This is a genomic window from Bradyrhizobium sp. UFLA05-109 (assembly GCF_054185165.1).
In genome coordinates this window covers 26,219-43,348 of the sequence record NZ_JBBIAR010000079.1, presented here as the reverse complement: position 1 = coordinate 43,348, position 17,130 = coordinate 26,219, and the positions used below count along the sequence as shown (strand labels likewise).

17 protein-coding genes are annotated in these 17,130 nt (G+C 64.4%); 4 read left to right on the top strand and 13 right to left on the bottom strand.

Annotated elements, in window-relative coordinates; genetic code table 11:
* From Q3C01_RS38115 to Q3C01_RS38100, 4 genes are all read right to left on the bottom strand, one after another.
* The coding region (locus Q3C01_RS38115) for a thiamine pyrophosphate-binding protein (RefSeq protein WP_458150449.1) at nucleotides 1-638 on the bottom strand (638 nt) is incomplete at its 3' end.
* 107 nt (nucleotides 639-745) lie between these two features.
* Complete coding sequence (locus Q3C01_RS38110; RefSeq protein ID WP_458150448.1) at nucleotides 746-1,249, bottom strand: GFA family protein; 504 nt, start codon at nucleotides 1,247-1,249, stop codon at nucleotides 746-748.
* 129 nt (nucleotides 1,250-1,378) lie between these two features.
* Nucleotides 1,379-2,506, bottom strand: coding sequence for an alkene reductase (locus Q3C01_RS38105; protein ID WP_458150447.1), 1,128 nt, complete (start codon nucleotides 2,504-2,506; stop codon nucleotides 1,379-1,381).
* A gap of 119 nt (nucleotides 2,507-2,625) precedes the next feature.
* Nucleotides 2,626-4,122, bottom strand: a complete 1,497-nt coding sequence (locus Q3C01_RS38100) for an aldehyde dehydrogenase family protein (RefSeq protein ID WP_458150446.1) — start codon at nucleotides 4,120-4,122, stop codon at nucleotides 2,626-2,628.
* 199 nt (nucleotides 4,123-4,321) lie between these two features.
* Here Q3C01_RS38100 and Q3C01_RS38095 point away from each other — a divergent pair, with 199 nt between their 5' ends.
* Nucleotides 4,322-5,173 carry an SDR family NAD(P)-dependent oxidoreductase gene (locus tag Q3C01_RS38095; protein ID WP_458150445.1) on the top strand — a complete coding sequence of 284 codons (852 nt, stop codon included), beginning with the start codon at nucleotides 4,322-4,324 and terminating at the stop codon, nucleotides 5,171-5,173.
* Between the two features lie 168 nt (nucleotides 5,174-5,341).
* Here Q3C01_RS38095 and Q3C01_RS38090 read toward each other — a convergent pair whose 3' ends face one another.
* The 8 genes from Q3C01_RS38090 to Q3C01_RS38055 all read right to left on the bottom strand — a co-directional run bounded on the left by Q3C01_RS38090 (nucleotide 5,342) and on the right by Q3C01_RS38055 (nucleotide 11,836).
* Entirely contained in the window at nucleotides 5,342-5,548 is a 207-nt protein-coding gene (locus tag Q3C01_RS38090) for a hypothetical protein (RefSeq protein ID WP_458150444.1), read from the bottom strand.
* 71 nt (nucleotides 5,549-5,619) lie between these two features.
* Entirely contained in the window at nucleotides 5,620-6,033 is a 414-nt protein-coding gene (locus Q3C01_RS38085; RefSeq protein ID WP_458150443.1) for a Rieske (2Fe-2S) protein, read from the bottom strand.
* Nucleotides 6,034-6,040: 7 nt separating this feature from the next.
* Complete coding sequence (locus Q3C01_RS38080) at nucleotides 6,041-7,153, bottom strand: amidohydrolase family protein (RefSeq protein ID WP_458150442.1); 1,113 nt, start codon at nucleotides 7,151-7,153, stop codon at nucleotides 6,041-6,043.
* A gap of 15 nt (nucleotides 7,154-7,168) precedes the next feature.
* Entirely contained in the window at nucleotides 7,169-8,230 is a 1,062-nt protein-coding gene (locus tag Q3C01_RS38075) for an amidohydrolase family protein (RefSeq protein WP_458150441.1), read from the bottom strand.
* Nucleotides 8,231-8,370: 140 nt separating this feature from the next.
* Nucleotides 8,371-9,588 (bottom strand): hypothetical protein, encoded by a 1,218-nt coding sequence (locus Q3C01_RS38070; protein WP_458150440.1) that lies wholly within the window; start codon nucleotides 9,586-9,588, stop codon nucleotides 8,371-8,373.
* Nucleotides 9,585-10,610, bottom strand: a complete 1,026-nt coding sequence (locus Q3C01_RS38065; protein WP_458150439.1) for a hypothetical protein — start codon at nucleotides 10,608-10,610, stop codon at nucleotides 9,585-9,587. Before Q3C01_RS38065 ends, Q3C01_RS38070 begins: the two co-directional genes overlap by 4 nt.
* Nucleotides 10,611-10,824: 214 nt before the next feature.
* A complete protein-coding gene (locus tag Q3C01_RS38060) occupies nucleotides 10,825-11,100 on the bottom strand; it encodes a YiaA/YiaB family inner membrane protein (RefSeq protein WP_458150438.1) in 276 nt (91 codons plus the stop codon).
* 40 nt (nucleotides 11,101-11,140) lie between these two features.
* The gene (locus tag Q3C01_RS38055) at nucleotides 11,141-11,836 is read right to left on the bottom strand and encodes a PspA/IM30 family protein (RefSeq protein WP_458150437.1); all 696 of its coding nucleotides are present in this window, start codon (nucleotides 11,834-11,836) and stop codon (nucleotides 11,141-11,143) included.
* Nucleotides 11,837-11,937: 101 nt separating this feature from the next.
* On the opposite strand from Q3C01_RS38055, the gene Q3C01_RS38050 reads away from it, so the two are divergent.
* Together Q3C01_RS38050 and hydA are read left to right on the top strand one after the other, a co-directional pair.
* On the top strand, nucleotides 11,938-12,546 hold the full coding sequence (locus Q3C01_RS38050) for a TetR/AcrR family transcriptional regulator (protein ID WP_458150436.1): 609 nt from the start codon (nucleotides 11,938-11,940) through the stop codon (nucleotides 12,544-12,546).
* A 120-nt stretch (nucleotides 12,547-12,666) separates the two neighbouring features.
* A complete protein-coding gene (gene hydA, locus Q3C01_RS38045; RefSeq protein WP_458150435.1) occupies nucleotides 12,667-14,121 on the top strand; it encodes a dihydropyrimidinase in 1,455 nt (484 codons plus the stop codon).
* A 7-nt stretch (nucleotides 14,122-14,128) separates the two neighbouring features.
* On the opposite strand, the gene Q3C01_RS38040 is transcribed toward hydA, so the two are convergent.
* Complete coding sequence (locus Q3C01_RS38040; protein ID WP_458150434.1) at nucleotides 14,129-15,433, bottom strand: glycoside hydrolase family 3 N-terminal domain-containing protein; 1,305 nt, start codon at nucleotides 15,431-15,433, stop codon at nucleotides 14,129-14,131.
* 187 nt (nucleotides 15,434-15,620) lie between these two features.
* Here Q3C01_RS38040 and Q3C01_RS38035 point away from each other — a divergent pair, with 187 nt between their 5' ends.
* Nucleotides 15,621-17,117 carry a DUF4153 domain-containing protein gene (locus Q3C01_RS38035; RefSeq protein ID WP_458150433.1) on the top strand — a complete coding sequence of 499 codons (1,497 nt, stop codon included), beginning with the start codon at nucleotides 15,621-15,623 and terminating at the stop codon, nucleotides 17,115-17,117.
* Nucleotides 17,118-17,130 lie beyond the last annotated feature (13 nt).

Below are 17,130 nucleotides of genomic sequence, written 5' to 3'. Positions count from 1 at the left end.
ACCTCGTCCATCGTGACGATGACGGGACGTTCGGCTTCGAGCAGCCGTGCTGCGAATGCCCTCAACGCCTCGTCAGACGGCCTTGCGCGCGCATCGATGCGGGTGGAATGGCCAAGATCAATGCCTGCTTCGCTATTGAGGATATCACCCGGCAGCGAGATGAACACCGGCCCGGTCGGCGGGGTCATCGCGACCTTCGCGGCGCGGCGCACGATGCGCGGCAGGTCTTCCAGCCGCGTCACCTCGACCGCCCATTTCACCAGCGGCTCGGCCATGCGCACCAGCGGACCATAGAGCACCGGCTCCATCAGGCCGTGGCCCTGCTCCTGCTGGCCCGCGGTCAGGATCATCGGCGTGCCCGTGAACTGCGCGTTGTAGAGCGAGCCCATCGCGTTGCCGAGCCCGGGCGCGACATGGACGTTGCAGGCGACGAGTTGTCCCGAGGCGCGGCTGAAGCCGTCGGCGATCGCGACCACCAGGCTTTCCTGCATCGCCATCACATAGGTGAGATCGGGATGGTCCTTCAGCGCATGCATGATCGGCAATTCGGTGGTGCCGGGATTGCCGAACAGATGCGTGATGCCTTCATCCCTGAGCAGCGCAAGAAAGGCGGAGCGGCCGGTGACGCGGTTCTTCATGTTTCCTCCGGGCCTCTCGGACGTTGCCGGAGGACGGTAGCATGATGGCCGAAGTCGAAGCACGCGCGCAAGGAAGCGCGGTCATGGCTGCGTTGCGTGCGAGAGCGTCACATCTCCTCGCGGCCGAGCTCAAAAGGGTCCTCGCCGCTAGCGCGCTTCCTCTTTTTCGAGCGCTGCCAGACCACGCCGGGGAAACCTTTCAGCGGCACCAGCGGCTCGCCGGTATAGGCCCATTCCTGGAGTTCCTCGATCGCAAGGTGATAGAGCGGCTGGCGGCCGGTACGCTCGTTGAAGAGCGCGCGGGGGATGTTGACCATGTGCGGGCCGCGTGGGCGCTCGTAGGCAATCGGCGTGCCGCAATGGGAGCAGAAGCTGCGCGCGGTCTTGGTCGCCTTGTCCTCATAGCGGGTGATCGCGGTCTTTCCCGACATGATGCGGAAACGCTTTTTCCAGCTTCCGACGTACGTTGCATAGGCCGCGCCATGGGCGCGGCGGCTGGCTGCGGAGTGATCGTGCCAGGCCCAGCGCGCGGGAACGTCGATCTCGAAGGTGACCTTGCCGCAGAGACATTGCCCGCTGGCGGTTCCTGCGGCGACTGCGGCTTTCGCCATGGATGCTTGCTCCTGTCATTCCGGGGCGCGACGAAGTCGCGAGCCCGGAATCCATCGAACGGCATGTTCAAGCGGAAAAATGGATTCCGGGATCGACGCTCCGCGTCGCCCCGGAATGACGAAAGAGGATTACGCCGGCGTCAGCTCGTCATAAGCCGGATAATCCGTATACCCCCTCTCCTCGCCGCCGTAGAACGTCGCGCGGTTGTAGGGTGTGATCGGATAGTCGTGCTGAAGGCGGCGCGGCAGATCGGGGTTGGAGATGAAGATACGACCGAAGGCGATGAGGTCGGCATGGCCGTCGGCGATCGCGGCATTCGCCGTCTCGCCGCTGAATCCGCCTGCGGTCATGAGGACGCCGCTATAGAGCGGACGGAACAGCACCATCGCCGACGGCACGTTCTGCCAGTTGACCTCGGCACGGCCCGAGCCGCTCGAACGCGGCTCGATGAAGTGCAGATAGGCAAGGCCGAGCTTGTCGAGCGCCTTCACGACATGCGTATAGAGCGGCATTGGATCCGGCTCGCCGGAATCATTGGCGATGCCATAGGGCGACAGCCGCACGCCGACGCGGTTCGCGCCCCAGACGTCGATCGCGGCCTGCGTAACCTCGAGCAGCAGGCGCGCGCGGTTCTCGATCGACCCGCCATACTGGTCGGTCCGCTGATTGCTGCGTGACTGCAAAAACTGCTCGAGCAGATAGCCGTTGGCGCCGTGGATCTCGACGCCGTCGAAGCCCGCGGTAAGCGCGTTCTTCGCGGCTTGCCGGAATGCCTCGACGATGCCCTTGACCTCTCCGGTTTCGAGTGCGCGCGGCGTCTCATAGTCGGCGATCTTGCCGTCAGCGGTCATCGCCTTCATGCCCTCGGCCTTGATCGGGATCGCGGAAGGCGCAACCGGCAGCTCGCCGCCATGGAACGAGGAATGCGAGACGCGACCGACATGCCAGAGCTGGAGGAAGATGATGCCGCCCTTGGCATGCACGGCATCGACGACCTTGCGCCAGCCGGCCACCTGCGTGTCCGAATAGATGCCGGGCGTGGCCGGATTGCCGCGCCCATGCGAGAGCACGGGCGAGGCTTCGGCGACGATGAGGCCGCCTTGCGTCGCACGCTGGCCGTAATATTCGGCGTTGAGGGTGCGCGGCGCAAAGCTCTCGCGCTCGGCCCGCATGCGCGTCAACGGCGCCATCGCGACACGATGCGCAAGCTTGTAAGGACCGACCTGCAACGGTTGAAACAACGCCGGAAATTTCATGTCTGCCCCAAATGGCTATGGAAGGATACGGATCATATAGCGAGGGGCGGCTACCGGAAAAGGTGCCGCCCCGATAAAGAGAATTTTCCGTCCCGCGAGATGCGAGAGGTAAATGAGCGCTACGCTGTCTTGATCCAGACGGCCTTCACGTTGAGATATTCCTCGACGTGCTGCTTGCCGGATTCGCGGCCATAGCCGCTCATCTTGTAGCCGCCGAAGGGCACGGCCGGGTCCATGGCCTGGTAGCAGTTGACCCACACAGAACCGGCGCGCAGTGACTTTGCAACGTGATGCGCCTTGCTGACGTCGCGGGTCCACAGGCCCGAGCCGAGACCGAACATCGTCGCATTCGCGCGCTTGACGAGCTCGTCCATGTCCTTGAAGGCGATCGCAGAGATCACGGGGCCAAAGATCTCCTCCTGCGCGATGCGCATGTTATCCTGGACGCCTGCGAACACGGTCGGCGAAACGAAGTAGCCCTTGGCAAGCGCGCCCTCAGTCACGCGGCCACCGCCGGCGAGCGCCTTGGCGCCTTCCTTCTGGCCGACATCGAGATAGCCGGTGACGCGCTCGAGCTGCTGTTCGGAGACCAGCGGGCCGATCTGGGTGTTGGGGTCAAGACCGTTGCCGACCTGCAGCTTCTTGCCGAACTCGGCGACGCGGCCGACGAACTCGTCGTAGATCGCCTGCTCGACGAACAGCCGCGTGCCGGCGCTGCAGATCTGCCCCGAGTTGGCGAACACCGCCATTGCCGCGCCAGGCACGGCGGCATCGAGATCGGCATCCGCAAACACGATATCCGGCGACTTGCCACCAAGCTCGAGCGAGACGCGCTTCAGGTTGCCGGCCGAGGCGCGGATGATCGATTGGCCCGTGACGTGCGAGCCGGTGAAGGCGACCTTGTCGACATCGTGGTGCGAGGCGAGCGCAGCACCCGCGGTCTCGCCATAGCCCGGCACGACGTTGATGACGCCGGGCGGCACGCCCGCTTCCAGCGCGAGCTCGGCGATGCGCAGCGAGGTCAGCGGCGCCTCTTCCGCGGGCTTCAGCACCACGGTGCAGCCGGTCGCAATCGCCGGCCCGATCTTCCAGATCGTCGCGGTAAACGGGCCGTTCCAGGGAATGATGGCGCCGACGACGCCGACCGGCTCCTTCAGCGTGTAGGAGAAAATCTCACCCGGCAGCGAGTTCTCGATGGTCTCGCCATGGATCGCGGTCGTCTGCCCCGCATAGTAGCGGAGCATGCCGAGCACGCGCAGCTTGTAAGAGCGGGTGCGGCTGACGGGCGCGCCCATGTCGAGCGTATCGAGCTGCGCCAATTCGTCGAAATTCTTCTCGATGAGATCGGCGAGCTTGAGCAGCAGGTTCTGTCGCTCGAACGGCTTGACCTTGCTCCACGGCCCCTCGAAAGCGCGGCGCGCGGCCGCAACCGCACGATCGATGTCCTCCTTGTCGCCCTCGGCGACGGTCGCGAGCAGTTCGCCGGTCGCGGGGTTGCGGGTCTCGAAGCGCTTGCCCGAAGCCGCATCGACCCATTTGCCGTCGATCAGCATCTGCTTGTAGGACCCGTTGGCGAACGGATGGCGCGTGATCGGAATAGCCTGCGACACAGCCATGGCTGCACTCCCTCTGACTGACTTGATTGGGTTCGATCTGGGCGGGATCGTTAGGTCGCATAAAATACAGCGGTGCCGAATCGGCGTAAAGCCGGCGCGGAACGAAGACCTCCCATGCCGACTTGTGCATGGTCGCAAGATTGTCGTGCTATAGGTCGAACCCGCTCTCACCCCGCGCGCTGCGATCCGGAGTATCCTCATGCCGCACCCTGCCCTGTCAGCCAATAACGTTGCCGTGATAACGGGTGGCGCCTCCGGCATCGGTCTCGCCGCCGCGGAACAGTTAGCAAGGCTCGGCATGAAGGTCTGCATCGCCGACGTCGACTCGGTACAGTTGACCCAGGCGGAAACAAAACTGTCATCGATCGCACCCGGCGGCGCCGATCACGTGATGGCGACCGTTGTGGATGTCAGTCGGCCGGACAGCCTGAGGGAACTGGAAGCCGCCGTGCAGAAGCGTTTCGGTGGAACGGACGTGCTGATGAACAATGCCGGCATCCAGCCGGGCAGCACGATGTTCGGCGAGCCCGACACCTGGCAGCGTATCATCGACGTCAACATGTGGGGCATCATCCACGGCGCGCGCCTCTTTGCGCCCAACATGATCGCGCGCGGCAAGGCCGGCCTCATCATCAATACCGGCTCGAAGCAGGGCATCACCACGCCGCCGGGCGATCCCGCCTACAACGTCTCGAAGGCCGGCGTGAAGGCGTTCACCGAAGCACTCCAGCACGAGTTGCGAAACACCAGGGATTGCCGCATCACGGCGCACCTCTTGATCCCCGGGTTCGTCTTCACCAGGCTCACCGCGCGTGGCCGCACCGAGAAACCCGCCGGCGCATGGACGCCGGAACAGACGGTTGATTTCATGATGACGCGGCTCGAGGCTGGCGACTTCTACATCCTCTGCCCGGACAACGACGTGCCACGCGAGCTCGACGAAAAGCGCATGCTGTGGGCCGCCGGCGACGTCGTCGAGAACCGGCCGCCGCTGTCGCGCTGGCATCCGGACTATGCGGATGCGTTCAAGAGATTTGTTGAGGGCAGATAGTCGTCTTCCCTTCTCCCCATGTGGGAGAAGGTGGCGCGAAGCGCCGGATAAGGGGTTGGTTCCGCGAACTCAATTGAGAGACGAGCGCAGCGGAGAGAGACCCCTCACCCGGCTTCGCTCCGCATAGCCACCATCTCCCGCAAAGGGAGAGGGTGCAGTCGCGAACGCCTACAGCGTCTCTTGCTGCTGCCCGCATTGCTTGCAGGCAAACTTGACGCGGGTCTGGCCCTTGGCGGCCTGCACCCGGTTCGGCGCGCCGCACTTGCCGCAGACCGCCTCGATGCGGGTCGTGCCCTGCTTGACGACGATGTTCTTCTTTTCCATCGTCTCGCGGATCAGGCGCTCGGCCTCCTCGCGCAAGGATTGTTTCGACAATGCTCATCTCCGCCATGAATGCGGGCGAGCCTTATCGCACCTGGGTCGAAACCACAATCCGCAAAGCCGGCTCAAACCTCAACAATCACGTAACTGTCCTCGACATGCACCGGAAAGGTCTCCGCGACAAACGGCCCCTTCTGCAACTCCTCACCGCGTTCCACCGCGACCGGATAGGACCGCACCTTCACCCGCGTCGGATCGAACCAGGACTGGCCGTTGCGCATGTCGAATTCCCAGCCGTGCCATGGGCAGCGCAGGAGCTCGCCGATGCGCGAGCGCTGGTAGACGCCGGGCTCTGGTGAAGTGAGACGCGCGACGCAAGCCGCCTTGTCGAGCGGGGCGCCTTCGTGGGGACACCGGTTCAACAGCGCGAAGAACTCGCCATTGACGTGGAACACGACGATGTCGCGGCCCGCGATATCGACGACCTTGTTGCCGCCGGGCGGGATATCCGAGGTGCGGGCGACGATGTGACGGGCCATACCGGTCTCAGAATTTGTAGACCGCGCGGGCGTTCGCGTTGAAGATCTTCTTCCGCTCGACCTCCGTCAGCGGCGTCTTGAAGGCAAAGCGCGGATCGTCAAAATCCCAGTGCGGGTAGTCCGACGAGAACAGCAGGCGATCGATGCCGACCCATTCGATCAGCGAGCGCAGATGCCGCGCCTCGTCCGGCTCGTCGATCGGCTGCGTCGTGAACCAGAAGTGCTCGCGCACATATTCCGACGGCCTGCGCTTGAGATGCGGCACCTCGCTGCGGAAGCGCTCAAAGTGCTGGTCCATGCGCCACACCGCCGACGGGATCCAGCCAAAGCCGCCTTCGATGAAGACGATCTTCAGCTTGGGAAACCGTTCCGGCACGCCTTCGATGACCAGGCTTGCAAGCTGCGCCGCGATGGTGTGCGCGTTCGACTGATGCTCTTCGACGTAATAAGACGGCCAGCCGCCGCCGGTCGGCGCGTGCCCGCCATAACCTCCGACATGGATGCCGAGCGGCAAATCGAGTTCTTGTGCACGTTCGTAGATCGGCCAATAGCGACGGCGGCCAAGCGGTTCGTTGGCGCGCGGAGAGACGTTGATCTGGATATACTCTCCGATCTTCGCGCAGCGATCGATTTCGGCGATGGCAAGGTCGGTGCTGTCCTGCCCGACCAGGATCGATGCCTTCAATCGGGGATCGCGATGCGACCAGAAGGCAAGCTGCCAGTCGTTGATGGCGCGCTGGATTGCTGCGCCGAATTCGAGGTTTTGCTGCGAGAAGATGAAAAGATCGAGCACCTGCAGGATTCCGAACTCGACGTCGAGCGGGTCGAGATGCTGCTTTCGCATGAAGGCGAGATCGGAGCCCGGCGGCCCGCCAGTCGGCGGCCAGGCGTCGCGTCGCGCGATCAGAGGGGAGGACCGTGGATAGGGCGTCGTGAAGAGATAGGGCGTGCGCAGATGGCTGCCATATTCCTTGAGGTGCTGCTGCCAGCGTTTCGGCAGGAACTCGTTGAGATCATCCGTCGAGCGAAGGCTGGGATGAACGTCGCAATCGACGATCTTCAGCCGCGCGGCGGCAGACTTTTCTTCCTCGAGCAACGGGCGGTCGATGACGTCACTCATGCGATCCTCCAGCAACTAATTGAGCGACAATCGCGGAAACGTCTCCAGCGGATTGTCGGCGCACATTTTCGAGATGATGCTCTTTGGCAGGTTCGGCGGGATCGGATCGTCGCCGTCGAATTGCCAGTGCGGATAATCGGACGCGAACAGGAACATCTTGTCGCAGCCGATCTGGTCAATGATCTCCTGGACGCTTCTGGCATCCGCGGGCGCATCAAACGGCTGCATGGTGACGCGGACATTGTCGCGGATGATCGCGGCCGGCTCGCGCTCGACCCAGGGCACCTCGACCCGCACGCCGCGCCAGGTCTTGTTCGCACGCCACATGAAGGCGGGCAGCCAGCTCACCCCTGATTCCATCAGCACAACCTTGAAATCAGGGAATTTGCCGAATACGCCTTCATAGATCAGGCTGAGGACCTGGGCCTGAAAGGCCTGCGCCTCGACGAAGTAAGATTCGTAGCGATGCGACGGCCAGCCGGCCGAGCTCGGCGCGTAGCGATATTGGGTGCCGGCGTGGATCGCGAGCGGCAGGCGGTACTTCTCAGCAAGCCGGTAGACTGGCCAGTAGTGGCGGCGACCGAGCAGCGTCTCGCCCTGCGCCAGTACAAGGATCGACACAAAGCGGTTGTCGCCAGCGCGGCGCTCGATCTCCTCGACCGCCAGATCCGGGGCCTGCATCGGCACCACGATGGATGCCCGCAGGCGCGGATCGCGCGACAGCCACTCGACGGCGATCCAGTCGTTGATCGCCTTGCAGAAGTCCGCAGCCATGTAGGGATCGTAGACGGCCTGCGCGCCATAGAGCACGTTGAGGATCGCGTGGCTGGCGCCAAGCTGATCGAACGCGCCCTTCTGCACCATCGCAAGGTCAGAGCCCGGCTTTGCGCCGCTCGCGGGGCGCCAGTCGGCGCGGCCGGAGAGCGGCATGCTCGGCGGATAGCTGGTGAGATCGAGCCCATCGATCGCGCGGCTCACCACCTGCTCTTTCCAGTGATCGCTGAGATAGGGCAACAGCGTGGTGCGGGTGCCCCCGACCGCCGGGTGGACATCGCAATCGATCCGCGTCGCCGCCATGGAAGCTTCCTCGGGTCGTTGTCGTCAGCGGCGTTCTTTGCGCCGTCCGGTGCAGAGTGCTCCGGTCGACGCCGGGGCACAAGGGTGCACGCCCGCGCGTTCCGTCATGGCTCGGTTGCATTTCGCAGGCGCGATATGAGCTAGGCGATCATCGAGCCGCGCGGGACATCGTCCGTCATGATCAGGATCCGCTGCACAAGCGCGATCGCGGTCTCGGTGGCGGGATCGTCCGAGATCACGGGAACTGCCAGTACGAGGATATCGACCGGATCGGACGAGAGCACGACGAGGTGCGTCGCGCTGCCTGCGGCCATCAGCGACACCAGACGCTCCACGGCCGGATCGATCGGCGGATGTCCCCAGGGCGCATCCGACCGCCGCAGCACGCGATGTGTCGCGAGGCGGTTGCGCAGCAAGAGCGGATCGTAGGCTGCAAGATCCTCTTCGCGATAGCGCCGTGCGCTCTCGAACAGGGGATGGCGCAGCAGCTCCGCAATCAGCTGACCGCGCGTGGTCGCCGGTGAGATCGCGACCGAGCTCAGCACGCCCGGCGCGCGGGACTCGAGGTAGGCCCGCAGCGTGTCGGTCATCAGGCCGATAGTCAGCACGCCCGATACGGCGATGGCGCAGAAGCGCGCGAGCTGTGCGGCATCGACATCAGGGGCGACGAAGGCTGCGGCGAGCCCAAGCAAAGCGGAAGTCACGAGCCGCAGCATCGTCAAGAGGACGCCATGCCAGCGGGCTTCGCCGCTGCTGCCGGCAATCAGGACCGCCGTAACCACGAGCAAGGCGCCGAGCGCGCCGAGCTTGACAGGCATGTCCGGCATCAGGGCTCTGAAATCGGTGACGATGAAGGGCAGCACGATCACCGCGCCGACCGTCATGCGATCGATGCTGCGGTTCTCGGAGGCTAAAAGCGAATGACGATCGCGATTCGCGAGTAGATAGGCGCAGGCCGCAAAGCCACCCAGTTGAAACAGCGCCAGCGCAACGGCATAGGCGCGGTCGAAATGCCCGAGCCCCAGCGCACCGCCGAGCCCGAGCACGACCGCGATGACGATCACGGCAAGCTTGATGGCACGCGGCGCGTGCCGCCGCAGCATACCCTCGGTCACGATCAGGGCTCCGAAGGGGATCAGGGCGGCGGGGATCACCGAGAGATCATCGAGCAGCGTACTGCCGGTGAGCCAAGCCGTGCTGCGCACCAGGAACAGCAGCGCGACGATGCCGAGCGCGATCACCAGGCGCCGGGTCAGCGGACTGCGCGCATCGCGGCGATGGAGCGCGAGCACTGCGACAAAAAGCCCGATCGCGCCGCAGAGATTGACGATCGCATTGGCGATGACGGTCGACGTCATTGGCCGTTCCCCTGCCGGGGCCGCAACGTCCCGAAGGCGCGGCTGTCGTCGAGCCAATGCAGCACCGGCAGGACGAGCCGCTGGAGGCCAAGGATCATGGAGGCAACGAACAGACCGGGCAGCGAACGGTGCGGCACCTGCTCGAACAAATAGCTGCGCGCAGCTGCAAGATCGATGCGACCGATCTGCAGGAAGTCGTCGCCGCGATCGTAGTTCAGCTCGCGGGCACAGAACTCGGCATATTGCGCGTCGCGATGTTTTGGTGCCTCGTCGAACGTTTTCTTTAGGGCATCAGAGCCGCCCGTATAGGCGTCGGTGATCACGAAGCGCGCTTCGTCGAAGCCCGCATCGCGCCCGACACCGAACACGGCGCGATGCCGCCGCATGATATCGCGGGCGAGCTGGAGATGAACAAAGCTCTGCCGCGCCTCTGGCCGCGGCGAGGGATAGACGTCGGAGAAGGTCTCGCTCACCATGCCGACCACTGCCGGCACCTGCGTGACGTTGGAGATCCATCGCGGGCGCAGACCGTCGCGTGCAAACAGCACCAGCGTCGTCAAACCGTAGAGCACCCAGGACAGGCCCTGCCCGCGCGCATCGGGATCGACCATGACGAGTCCAAGATGGGTGACATCGGCCGGCGCGCCGTCAAGCTCGACCTGCATCAGTGACAAGGCGTTGAAGGCAATCGGACGTCCACTGCCCTCCTCCGAGACGAGCGTGACGATGGCATGCGCGAGCCGCTCACTGGCGCCTGAGAAGATCCCGTAGGTCAGTTCATCAGCCGGCAAGGTCTTGGCCGCGACCATGCGAAGCTGCGCGACCAGCCGGTCGAGCTCGTCCTGCGGCAGCGATAGCCCTGGGCTTTCGACGATCCGGGTCACCTGGCCCGGATGGGTGCGCAAAGTGAGATCGATGGTCGGCTGGGCAAAGGCCTTGACCCAGAACGCGGCGTAGCTGCGCAGCCGTCCGATCGCCGACCGAACCTGCCTCCAATTTCGCCCGTTCTCAGAAGCCGCCATTGCGCCTGCCCATCTGCGGGATCGTATTTGGCGCGAGGCTATTAAGGAGCGATGAGCGCAACCTCAAGCAAAAGTTAAGGCGGTAAAGGATCTCTTGCCGGGACAGCCTCAATCTGCCTGCGGCGCATGAGGCGGCGGATGCTGTCCGCCGCCCCCGCGTCGCGCGTCGCCTCGTATGCAGCTGAAGCCGGCTTTGCTCAAGCCGCCTTTTTGTTCAAGCCGCCTTGGAGACCTCCATCAGCAGCCGCTCGGCCTTGGCATCCTCGATGCGGTTCACGAGCCGCCCGCTTTCGTGGTTGTCGCGCACCGTCTTGGTCAAAGTGACGCAGGTCTGGATCAGCATCACGACGCCCATGGTGAGATAGCCCTTCATCCAGAGGTCGATCGGCAGGAAGAAGATGCCAACAGCAACAAGGAAAGCCGAGGCTGCGAAAGACGCGTAAGTGAAGGTCACCCAGGCGCTGCTATGGGGCTGGCCGTTCTGGTTCATGGTCGTCTCCTGTTGATACGAATGATGTTTGGATTTGAGTTCAGAGAGATTGCGTGCGCTTGGCCTTCAGCCGCGCCAGCACGTCGTCTGCGGTCGTCTTGAGCCGGGGGCCAAAGCCTTGCTCGGCGAGTTTCTCAGCGGTCGCGAGCGGTCCGGTGGCCGCATCGAGCTCGACCAGCGCGTCGTCTGCGGCCTGGGCCTCGATCTGCCGTTCGCGAAGACGCTTCAGCGTGTTCTCCGCTTCAGGCAGCGTGGACTCGTACGGCCGCGCCACCTCGATGCCGCTGCGGCGAAGCGAGCGCACCGCCTCCGCGGCTCGGGCGACACGACGCCCGCGATCGAGCTCGGTGATGCGGGCCTGGGCGCTTGCGACCTGCCGCTTCAGCCGCGCGATCTCGCTTGCGAACAGCGCACGCGCGGTCATCGCCGCATCACGATCGGCTTCGAGGCCGGCGATGGCTTCGGCGGCCTCCTTCGCGAGGTCCTCGCGGCCGCCATCGAGTGCCGCCGTGGCACGCGTTTCGAGATCGGCGATGCGGGCGCAGGTGGCTTCGAGCCGCCGGCCCTCCTGCTGGTCTTGCGCAATCGCCACTGCCAGCGTCCGCTTGCTGCGCTCGACGGCGGCGGCCGCGTCGCGCATCTGCTGATCAAGGATGAGAAGCGCCGTGCGGTCTTCGAGCTCCTCTCCGGCCGCTGCCACGCTGCCGCGGAAAAGCGTCACTACGGTCTTGAACATTGGTAACTCCCTGTTATGAGCATTGCTCACAGATTCTTTGTAGCACATCTTGAGCATTGCTCAAGAAATATTTGAGCGACGCTCATAGGTATGGTTAACAAATGTCTAAAGCTCTGGAACGACGAGAGAAACAACGAGCCGAGCTGATCCAGGCGGCGGAGCGGGCGATCGCCGCCAAGGGACTGGCCGGCCTGAAGACGCGCGATCTCGCCCGCGAGATCGGCTGCGCCAATGGCGCGGTCTACAATCTCGTGGCCGACGTCGACGAGCTGATCCTGCGCGTCGGCTCGCGCACGCTGGCGCGACTCGACGAGGCGCTGACGGCCGCCGAGAGCGCGGGCGCGCCCGCGCCCAAGGAAACGCTGGTCCGCATAGCCATCGCCTATTGCGATTTCGCGGCGGAAAATCTCGAGCTCTGGCGCGCGCTGTTCGAGCATCGCATGGAGCGCGGCAAGGAGGTCCCGGACTGGGCGATCAGCGACCAGATGGCGCTGTTCAGCCACATCTACCGGCCGCTTGCGGCGTTGTTTCCGAAGCGCGCGCCGGAGGAGCTGGGTGTCACTGCGCGCAGCCTGTTCTCCGCCGTGCATGGCATGGTGGCGCTGGGCCTGGAGCAGAAGCTGGTCGCAGTTCCGCTGCCGGCGTTGCGGAGAGAGATCGCTGCACTGGTGCACGCGACGCTCGACGGGCTCGTGGCACGCATGGACTAAGCTTCGGTCACCGGGGAGAGAAGCCGTCGGCAGCGGCTGACTAAAATTTCGTCTGTCGCATCACGACCGGCGAGCTTAGCCTTCGCAGATCCAGTCCTCTCCCCTCTGCCGGAGTCCCACATGCCCCTCCTCATTCGCGGCGGCACTGTCGTCAATCATGATCATTCGCGCCGTGCGGACGTGCTGATCGACGGAGACACCATCGTCGCGGTTGGCGCGTCGATCGATGCGCCGGCGGGCACTGAATTGATCGACGCCGGCGGCTGCTTCGTGATGCCCGGCGGCATCGACCCGCATACCCATCTCGAAATGCCGTTCATGGGCACGGTCACGGCTGATGATTTCGAATCCGGCACCAAGGCGGCGCTGACCGGCGGCACCACCATGGTGGTGGATTTCTGCCTGCCCGATCCCGGCCAGTCGATGCTCGCGGCCTATCAGGAGTGGCGGCACAAATCCGAGAAAGCGGCTTCCGACTACGGCTTCCACATGGCGGTGACGTCATGGTCGAAGCAGATCTTCGACGAGATGGAGACCGTGGTCAAAACCTACGGCATCAACACCTTCAAGCATTTCATGGCCTACAAGGGCGCGCTGATGGTGAACGATGACGAGCTCTACAACTCGTTCGCGCGCTGCGCCCATCTCGGCGCCATGCCGGTGGTGCATGCCGAGAATGGCGACGTCGTCGCGCTGATGCAGGAGGCGTTGATCGCGCGCGGCATCACCGGGCCCGAAGGCCACGCCTATTCGCGGCCGCCGGAGGTCGAGGGCGAGGCCACCAACCGCGCCATCATGATCGCCGACATGACGGGAACGCCGGTCTATATCGTGCACACGAGCTGTCGCGAAGCGCACGAGGCGATCGCACGGGCGCGCGCGGCGGGAAAGCGCGTCTATGGCGAGCCGCTGATCCAGCATCTGCTGCTGGATGCCGGCGAATATGCCAGCAAGGATTGGGATCATTCCGCGCAGCGCGTGATGTCGCCGCCGTTCCGCGATAAATCGCACCAGGACAGCCTGTGGGCCGGCTTGCAATCCGGCTCGCTCCAGGTGGTGGCGACCGACCACTGCGCCTTCACGACCGAGCAGAAACGGTTCGGCCGCGACGACTTCCGCAAGATCCCCAACGGCACTGGCGGGCTCGAAGACCGCTTGGGCCTGTTGTGGACGGCAGGCGTCACCACGGGACGGTTGACGAAGGAAGAATTCGTTGCGGTGACCTCGGCCAACATCGCCCGCATCCTCAACATCTACCCGCGCAAGGGCGCGGCCGCCGTCGGTTCGGATGCCGACCTCGTCGTGTGGGACCCCAAGGCGACCAAGACGATCAGCGCGAAGCGACAGATGAGCCGCATCGACTACAACGTGTTCGAGGGATTCGAATGCACGGGCGGACCGGCGGTGACGGTTTCGCGCGGCCGGATCGTCTGGAAAGATGGAAACTTGCGCGCCGAGGCCGGCGACGGCCACTACGTCGAGCGTCCCGCGTTCTCGCCGGTGCATGTCGCCAATTCGACCTGGAAGGAGCTCACCGCGCCGCGCGGCGTGGAGCGCGGCGCGGTGACGCCTTAGCCCTCACCTATGGTTCTGTCGCCAGGAGAGCACGCCCCAGCCGCCCCTCACTGGCCCCCAGCGCGGCAACATCCAGACGGCCTTGCCGGGACGCTTCCAGCGCGCAATCGAAAATCCGGTAAAACTGCGCGCCGTCATAGGCGACGAGCAGCAGATCGACGCCGGCGTTCATCGCCTCGACCACGGCCTTGCAGACGTCGTGCTGGTAGATCGCGCCCATCACGAGGTCGTCGGTCATCGCGACGCCCTGATAATTCCATTTGTCGCGGAGGACGCCCTGGACGACACGCCTTGAATGCGAGGCGGCGCGATCGGGATCGACTGCCGTCAGCGTGACATGACCGATCATGAGCGCCGCGTTCGTATGCGCTAGCACCTCCTTGAAGGGACGCCAGTCGGACGCTTCGAGCTCCTCCACCGGCGTGTCGAGATTGGCGGCGAAATGATGAGTGTCAGTGCGCACGCGGCCGATCCCAGGGAAATGCTTGAGCGTCGCGCCGACGCCTGACTCCTCCAGCCCTCGCACATAGGCGCTGGCGATCTCGCCGACCACGGCCGGATCGCTGGCGATGGCGCGCTGTCCGATCAGGGTATGGAAATCGAGCCGATTGCGCTTAGCCGCAGGTTTCAGGTCGAGCACCGGGGCGAGGTTGAGATTGACACCGAGCGCCGCCAGCTCGCGCCCATGCGTGCGGCCGAACTCCTCCGCCTTTTCCTTGCGCATCTCCGGCGGAAGCTCGGCCAGCGTTGCCAGCGCCGGCACCTTCGTCAGCGGCGGAGAGAGATGGCCGACGATGCCACCTTCCTGGTCGGCGGTCACAACCAGCGGCGGCAGGCCCGCCGCGCGCCGCTTGTCCTGGAGAGCTGCAATCTCGGCGCGGAGCTCGTCGATCGTCCTGCGCCTGATGTTGTGCCGGGTGATGTAGATGCCGCCGATCAGGCCCTGTTCGGCGAGGCGCGCGATCTCGGGAAACGACGAATAGCCGACGATGAAATGCGGCCCGAGCTGGCGCGCCTCCGCGCGGCTTGCGTGCAGGACATCATGCTTGCACAGCTCGAACCTGAGATGCGCGGCTGACATCAATAGCGGCGGCAGACACCAAAGCACGATGAGCAGCCTGCCCGTGGCCCGCCGCCAATGCCCGCGGCGAAAGATGACGATCGCGATCGCGATGCTCAGAACGACGAGCGCGATGTTTCCCGCGCCACGCAACAGGATCAGATAGGGATCGTTCTTGTTTGCGGCAGCGAAAGCCAGCGCGAGCGGGGCCAGCCAGAGCAGGATGAGGCCGATACGACGCGTGAATTGCATGTGAGACGACATCTGCGAAGCAAAGGATGCTTCGCACCTATCAAAGCGTCTTGCGCCGCGCGAGTGGTGAAACCGCACCTGCACGAAAACTGCACGAAACTCCTGAAGACGTGCAGAGCGGATTCCCGACATCTGCACATCGCCCATTCAAGCTCGTGCCGTCACCATCCACGAGAAGGTCTTCGACATGACAAGCCCGGCATCAGCCGCCGCCGACATCCTCCCGATCCAGCGATCAGCCGTTCCGGCCAGGCTTGCAATGGCGCTGGCGCTCGTCGCCCTCGCCGACTGGCTGTTCTACGACGAGCGCATCGGGATCTCGCTCGCCATCTTTGCAAGCGCCATCGCCTGCGGATCCTGGCTTGCCAACCATGCGACGCTGGACCTGCGGCGCGCGACGCTCGGCGGCATCATCGTGATCGTCGGCCTCGTGCCCGTCATCGAGGAGGTCTCGCCGCTTTCGGTCCTGCTCCTCATCGCGGCATTTGCGATCGGCCTTCTGCTTGCGACCAATCCGGATACCACCGCATTCGCCGACCGCGCCCGCGCGTTGCGCAATCTGTTTCTGTTCGGCCCGTTCAGAATCTTCCGCGACGTGCTCCAGATCTTCGATCTCACGGGATTTACACGCGGCATCGCGGTCTGGTTCGTCCCCGCCGTTCTCGGCATCGTCTTCATCGCATTATTCGCTGCTGCCAATCCGCTGATCGAGCAGTGGGTCGACCTGCTCAATCCAAAGCTCATCCTCGACCATCTCAGCGTCTGGCGGATCCTGTTCTGGACGCTGATCGGCGCGCTGGTCTGGCCGTTCATCCATGTGCAGTGGCGGCGCAGGAGCCGGGCTGCGGTGGCAGCTGCCACGCTGGTCGAACAGGAGCCGGCGGCTCCCAGCGGGCGTGTCGAGCTGCTCGGCGCACCCACGATCCTGCGCGCGCTGATCCTGTTCAACCTGCTGTTCGCGGCGCAATCGATCCTCGATGCGATCTATCTCTGGGGCCATGCGGCGCTGCCGACCGGCGTCACCTACGCCGCCTACGCCCATCGCGGCGCCTATCCGCTGATCGTCACAGCGCTGCTCGCAGCCGGCTTCGTGCTCGCCGCGATGCGGCCGGGAGGGCCGGCCGAGAGATCGACGGTGATCCGGTCGCTGGTCTATCTCTGGGTCGGACAGAACGTGCTTCTGGTTCTTTCCTCCATTCTCCGGCTCGACCTCTATGTCGACATCTATCTCCTGACCTATTGGCGCATCGCGGCCTTCATCTGGATGGGACTGGTGGCACTCGGCCTCGTCCTGATCCTCGCCCGCATCGTGCTCGATCGTCCCAACCGGTGGCTGATCGGCGCCAATCTGATCGCGTTAACGATCGTGCTGTATATCTGTGCGCTCGTGAACTTCGATGCGATCATCGCCGACTATAATCTGAGCCACAGCCACGAGATGTCAGGCAAGGGCGTGCAGATCGATACCAACTACCTGCTGACGCTCGGACCGCAGGCGCTGCCTGCCATTGACAAGGCGATTGCGCTCCGGAACACGCCGAACGAGGCTTGGGTTGTGTCACGCCGCGATCGGCTTGTAGAACTGCAGCGTCAGGACATGGCGTCCTGGCGCGCCTGGAGCTTCCGGGGTTGGCGACTGCAACGCCGGCTCGACGCACTGGCGAAGAGCCAGGCGGCCGGTTGAAGACGCGGAGACA

Bases quoted from the DNA above. Each gene is read 5' to 3' on its own strand.
- Q3C01_RS38110 (WP_458150448.1), bottom strand. From the start codon at position 1,249: ATGGCGAAAGCCGCAGTCGCCGCAGGAACCGCCAGCGGGCAATGTCTC.
- Q3C01_RS38105 (WP_458150447.1), bottom strand. From the start codon at position 2,506: ATGAAATTTCCGGCGTTGTTTCAACCGTTGCAGGTCGGTCCTTACAAG.
- Q3C01_RS38100 (WP_458150446.1), bottom strand. From the start codon at position 4,122: ATGGCTGTGTCGCAGGCTATTCCGATCACGCGCCATCCGTTCGCCAAC.
- Q3C01_RS38095 (WP_458150445.1), top strand. From the start codon at position 4,322: ATGCCGCACCCTGCCCTGTCAGCCAATAACGTTGCCGTGATAACGGGT.
- Q3C01_RS38085 (WP_458150443.1), bottom strand. From the start codon at position 6,033: ATGGCCCGTCACATCGTCGCCCGCACCTCGGATATCCCGCCCGGCGGC.
- Q3C01_RS38080 (WP_458150442.1), bottom strand. From the start codon at position 7,153: ATGAGTGACGTCATCGACCGCCCGTTGCTCGAGGAAGAAAAGTCTGCC.
- Q3C01_RS38075 (WP_458150441.1), bottom strand. From the start codon at position 8,230: ATGGCGGCGACGCGGATCGATTGCGATGTCCACCCGGCGGTCGGGGGC.
- Q3C01_RS38070 (WP_458150440.1), bottom strand. From the start codon at position 9,588: ATGACGTCGACCGTCATCGCCAATGCGATCGTCAATCTCTGCGGCGCG.
- Q3C01_RS38065 (WP_458150439.1), bottom strand. From the start codon at position 10,610: ATGGCGGCTTCTGAGAACGGGCGAAATTGGAGGCAGGTTCGGTCGGCG.
- Q3C01_RS38060 (WP_458150438.1), bottom strand. From the start codon at position 11,100: ATGAACCAGAACGGCCAGCCCCATAGCAGCGCCTGGGTGACCTTCACT.
- Q3C01_RS38055 (WP_458150437.1), bottom strand. From the start codon at position 11,836: ATGTTCAAGACCGTAGTGACGCTTTTCCGCGGCAGCGTGGCAGCGGCC.
- Q3C01_RS38050 (WP_458150436.1), top strand. From the start codon at position 11,938: ATGTCTAAAGCTCTGGAACGACGAGAGAAACAACGAGCCGAGCTGATC.
- hydA (WP_458150435.1), top strand. From the start codon at position 12,667: ATGCCCCTCCTCATTCGCGGCGGCACTGTCGTCAATCATGATCATTCG.
- Q3C01_RS38040 (WP_458150434.1), bottom strand. From the start codon at position 15,433: ATGCAATTCACGCGTCGTATCGGCCTCATCCTGCTCTGGCTGGCCCCG.
- Q3C01_RS38035 (WP_458150433.1), top strand. From the start codon at position 15,621: ATGACAAGCCCGGCATCAGCCGCCGCCGACATCCTCCCGATCCAGCGA.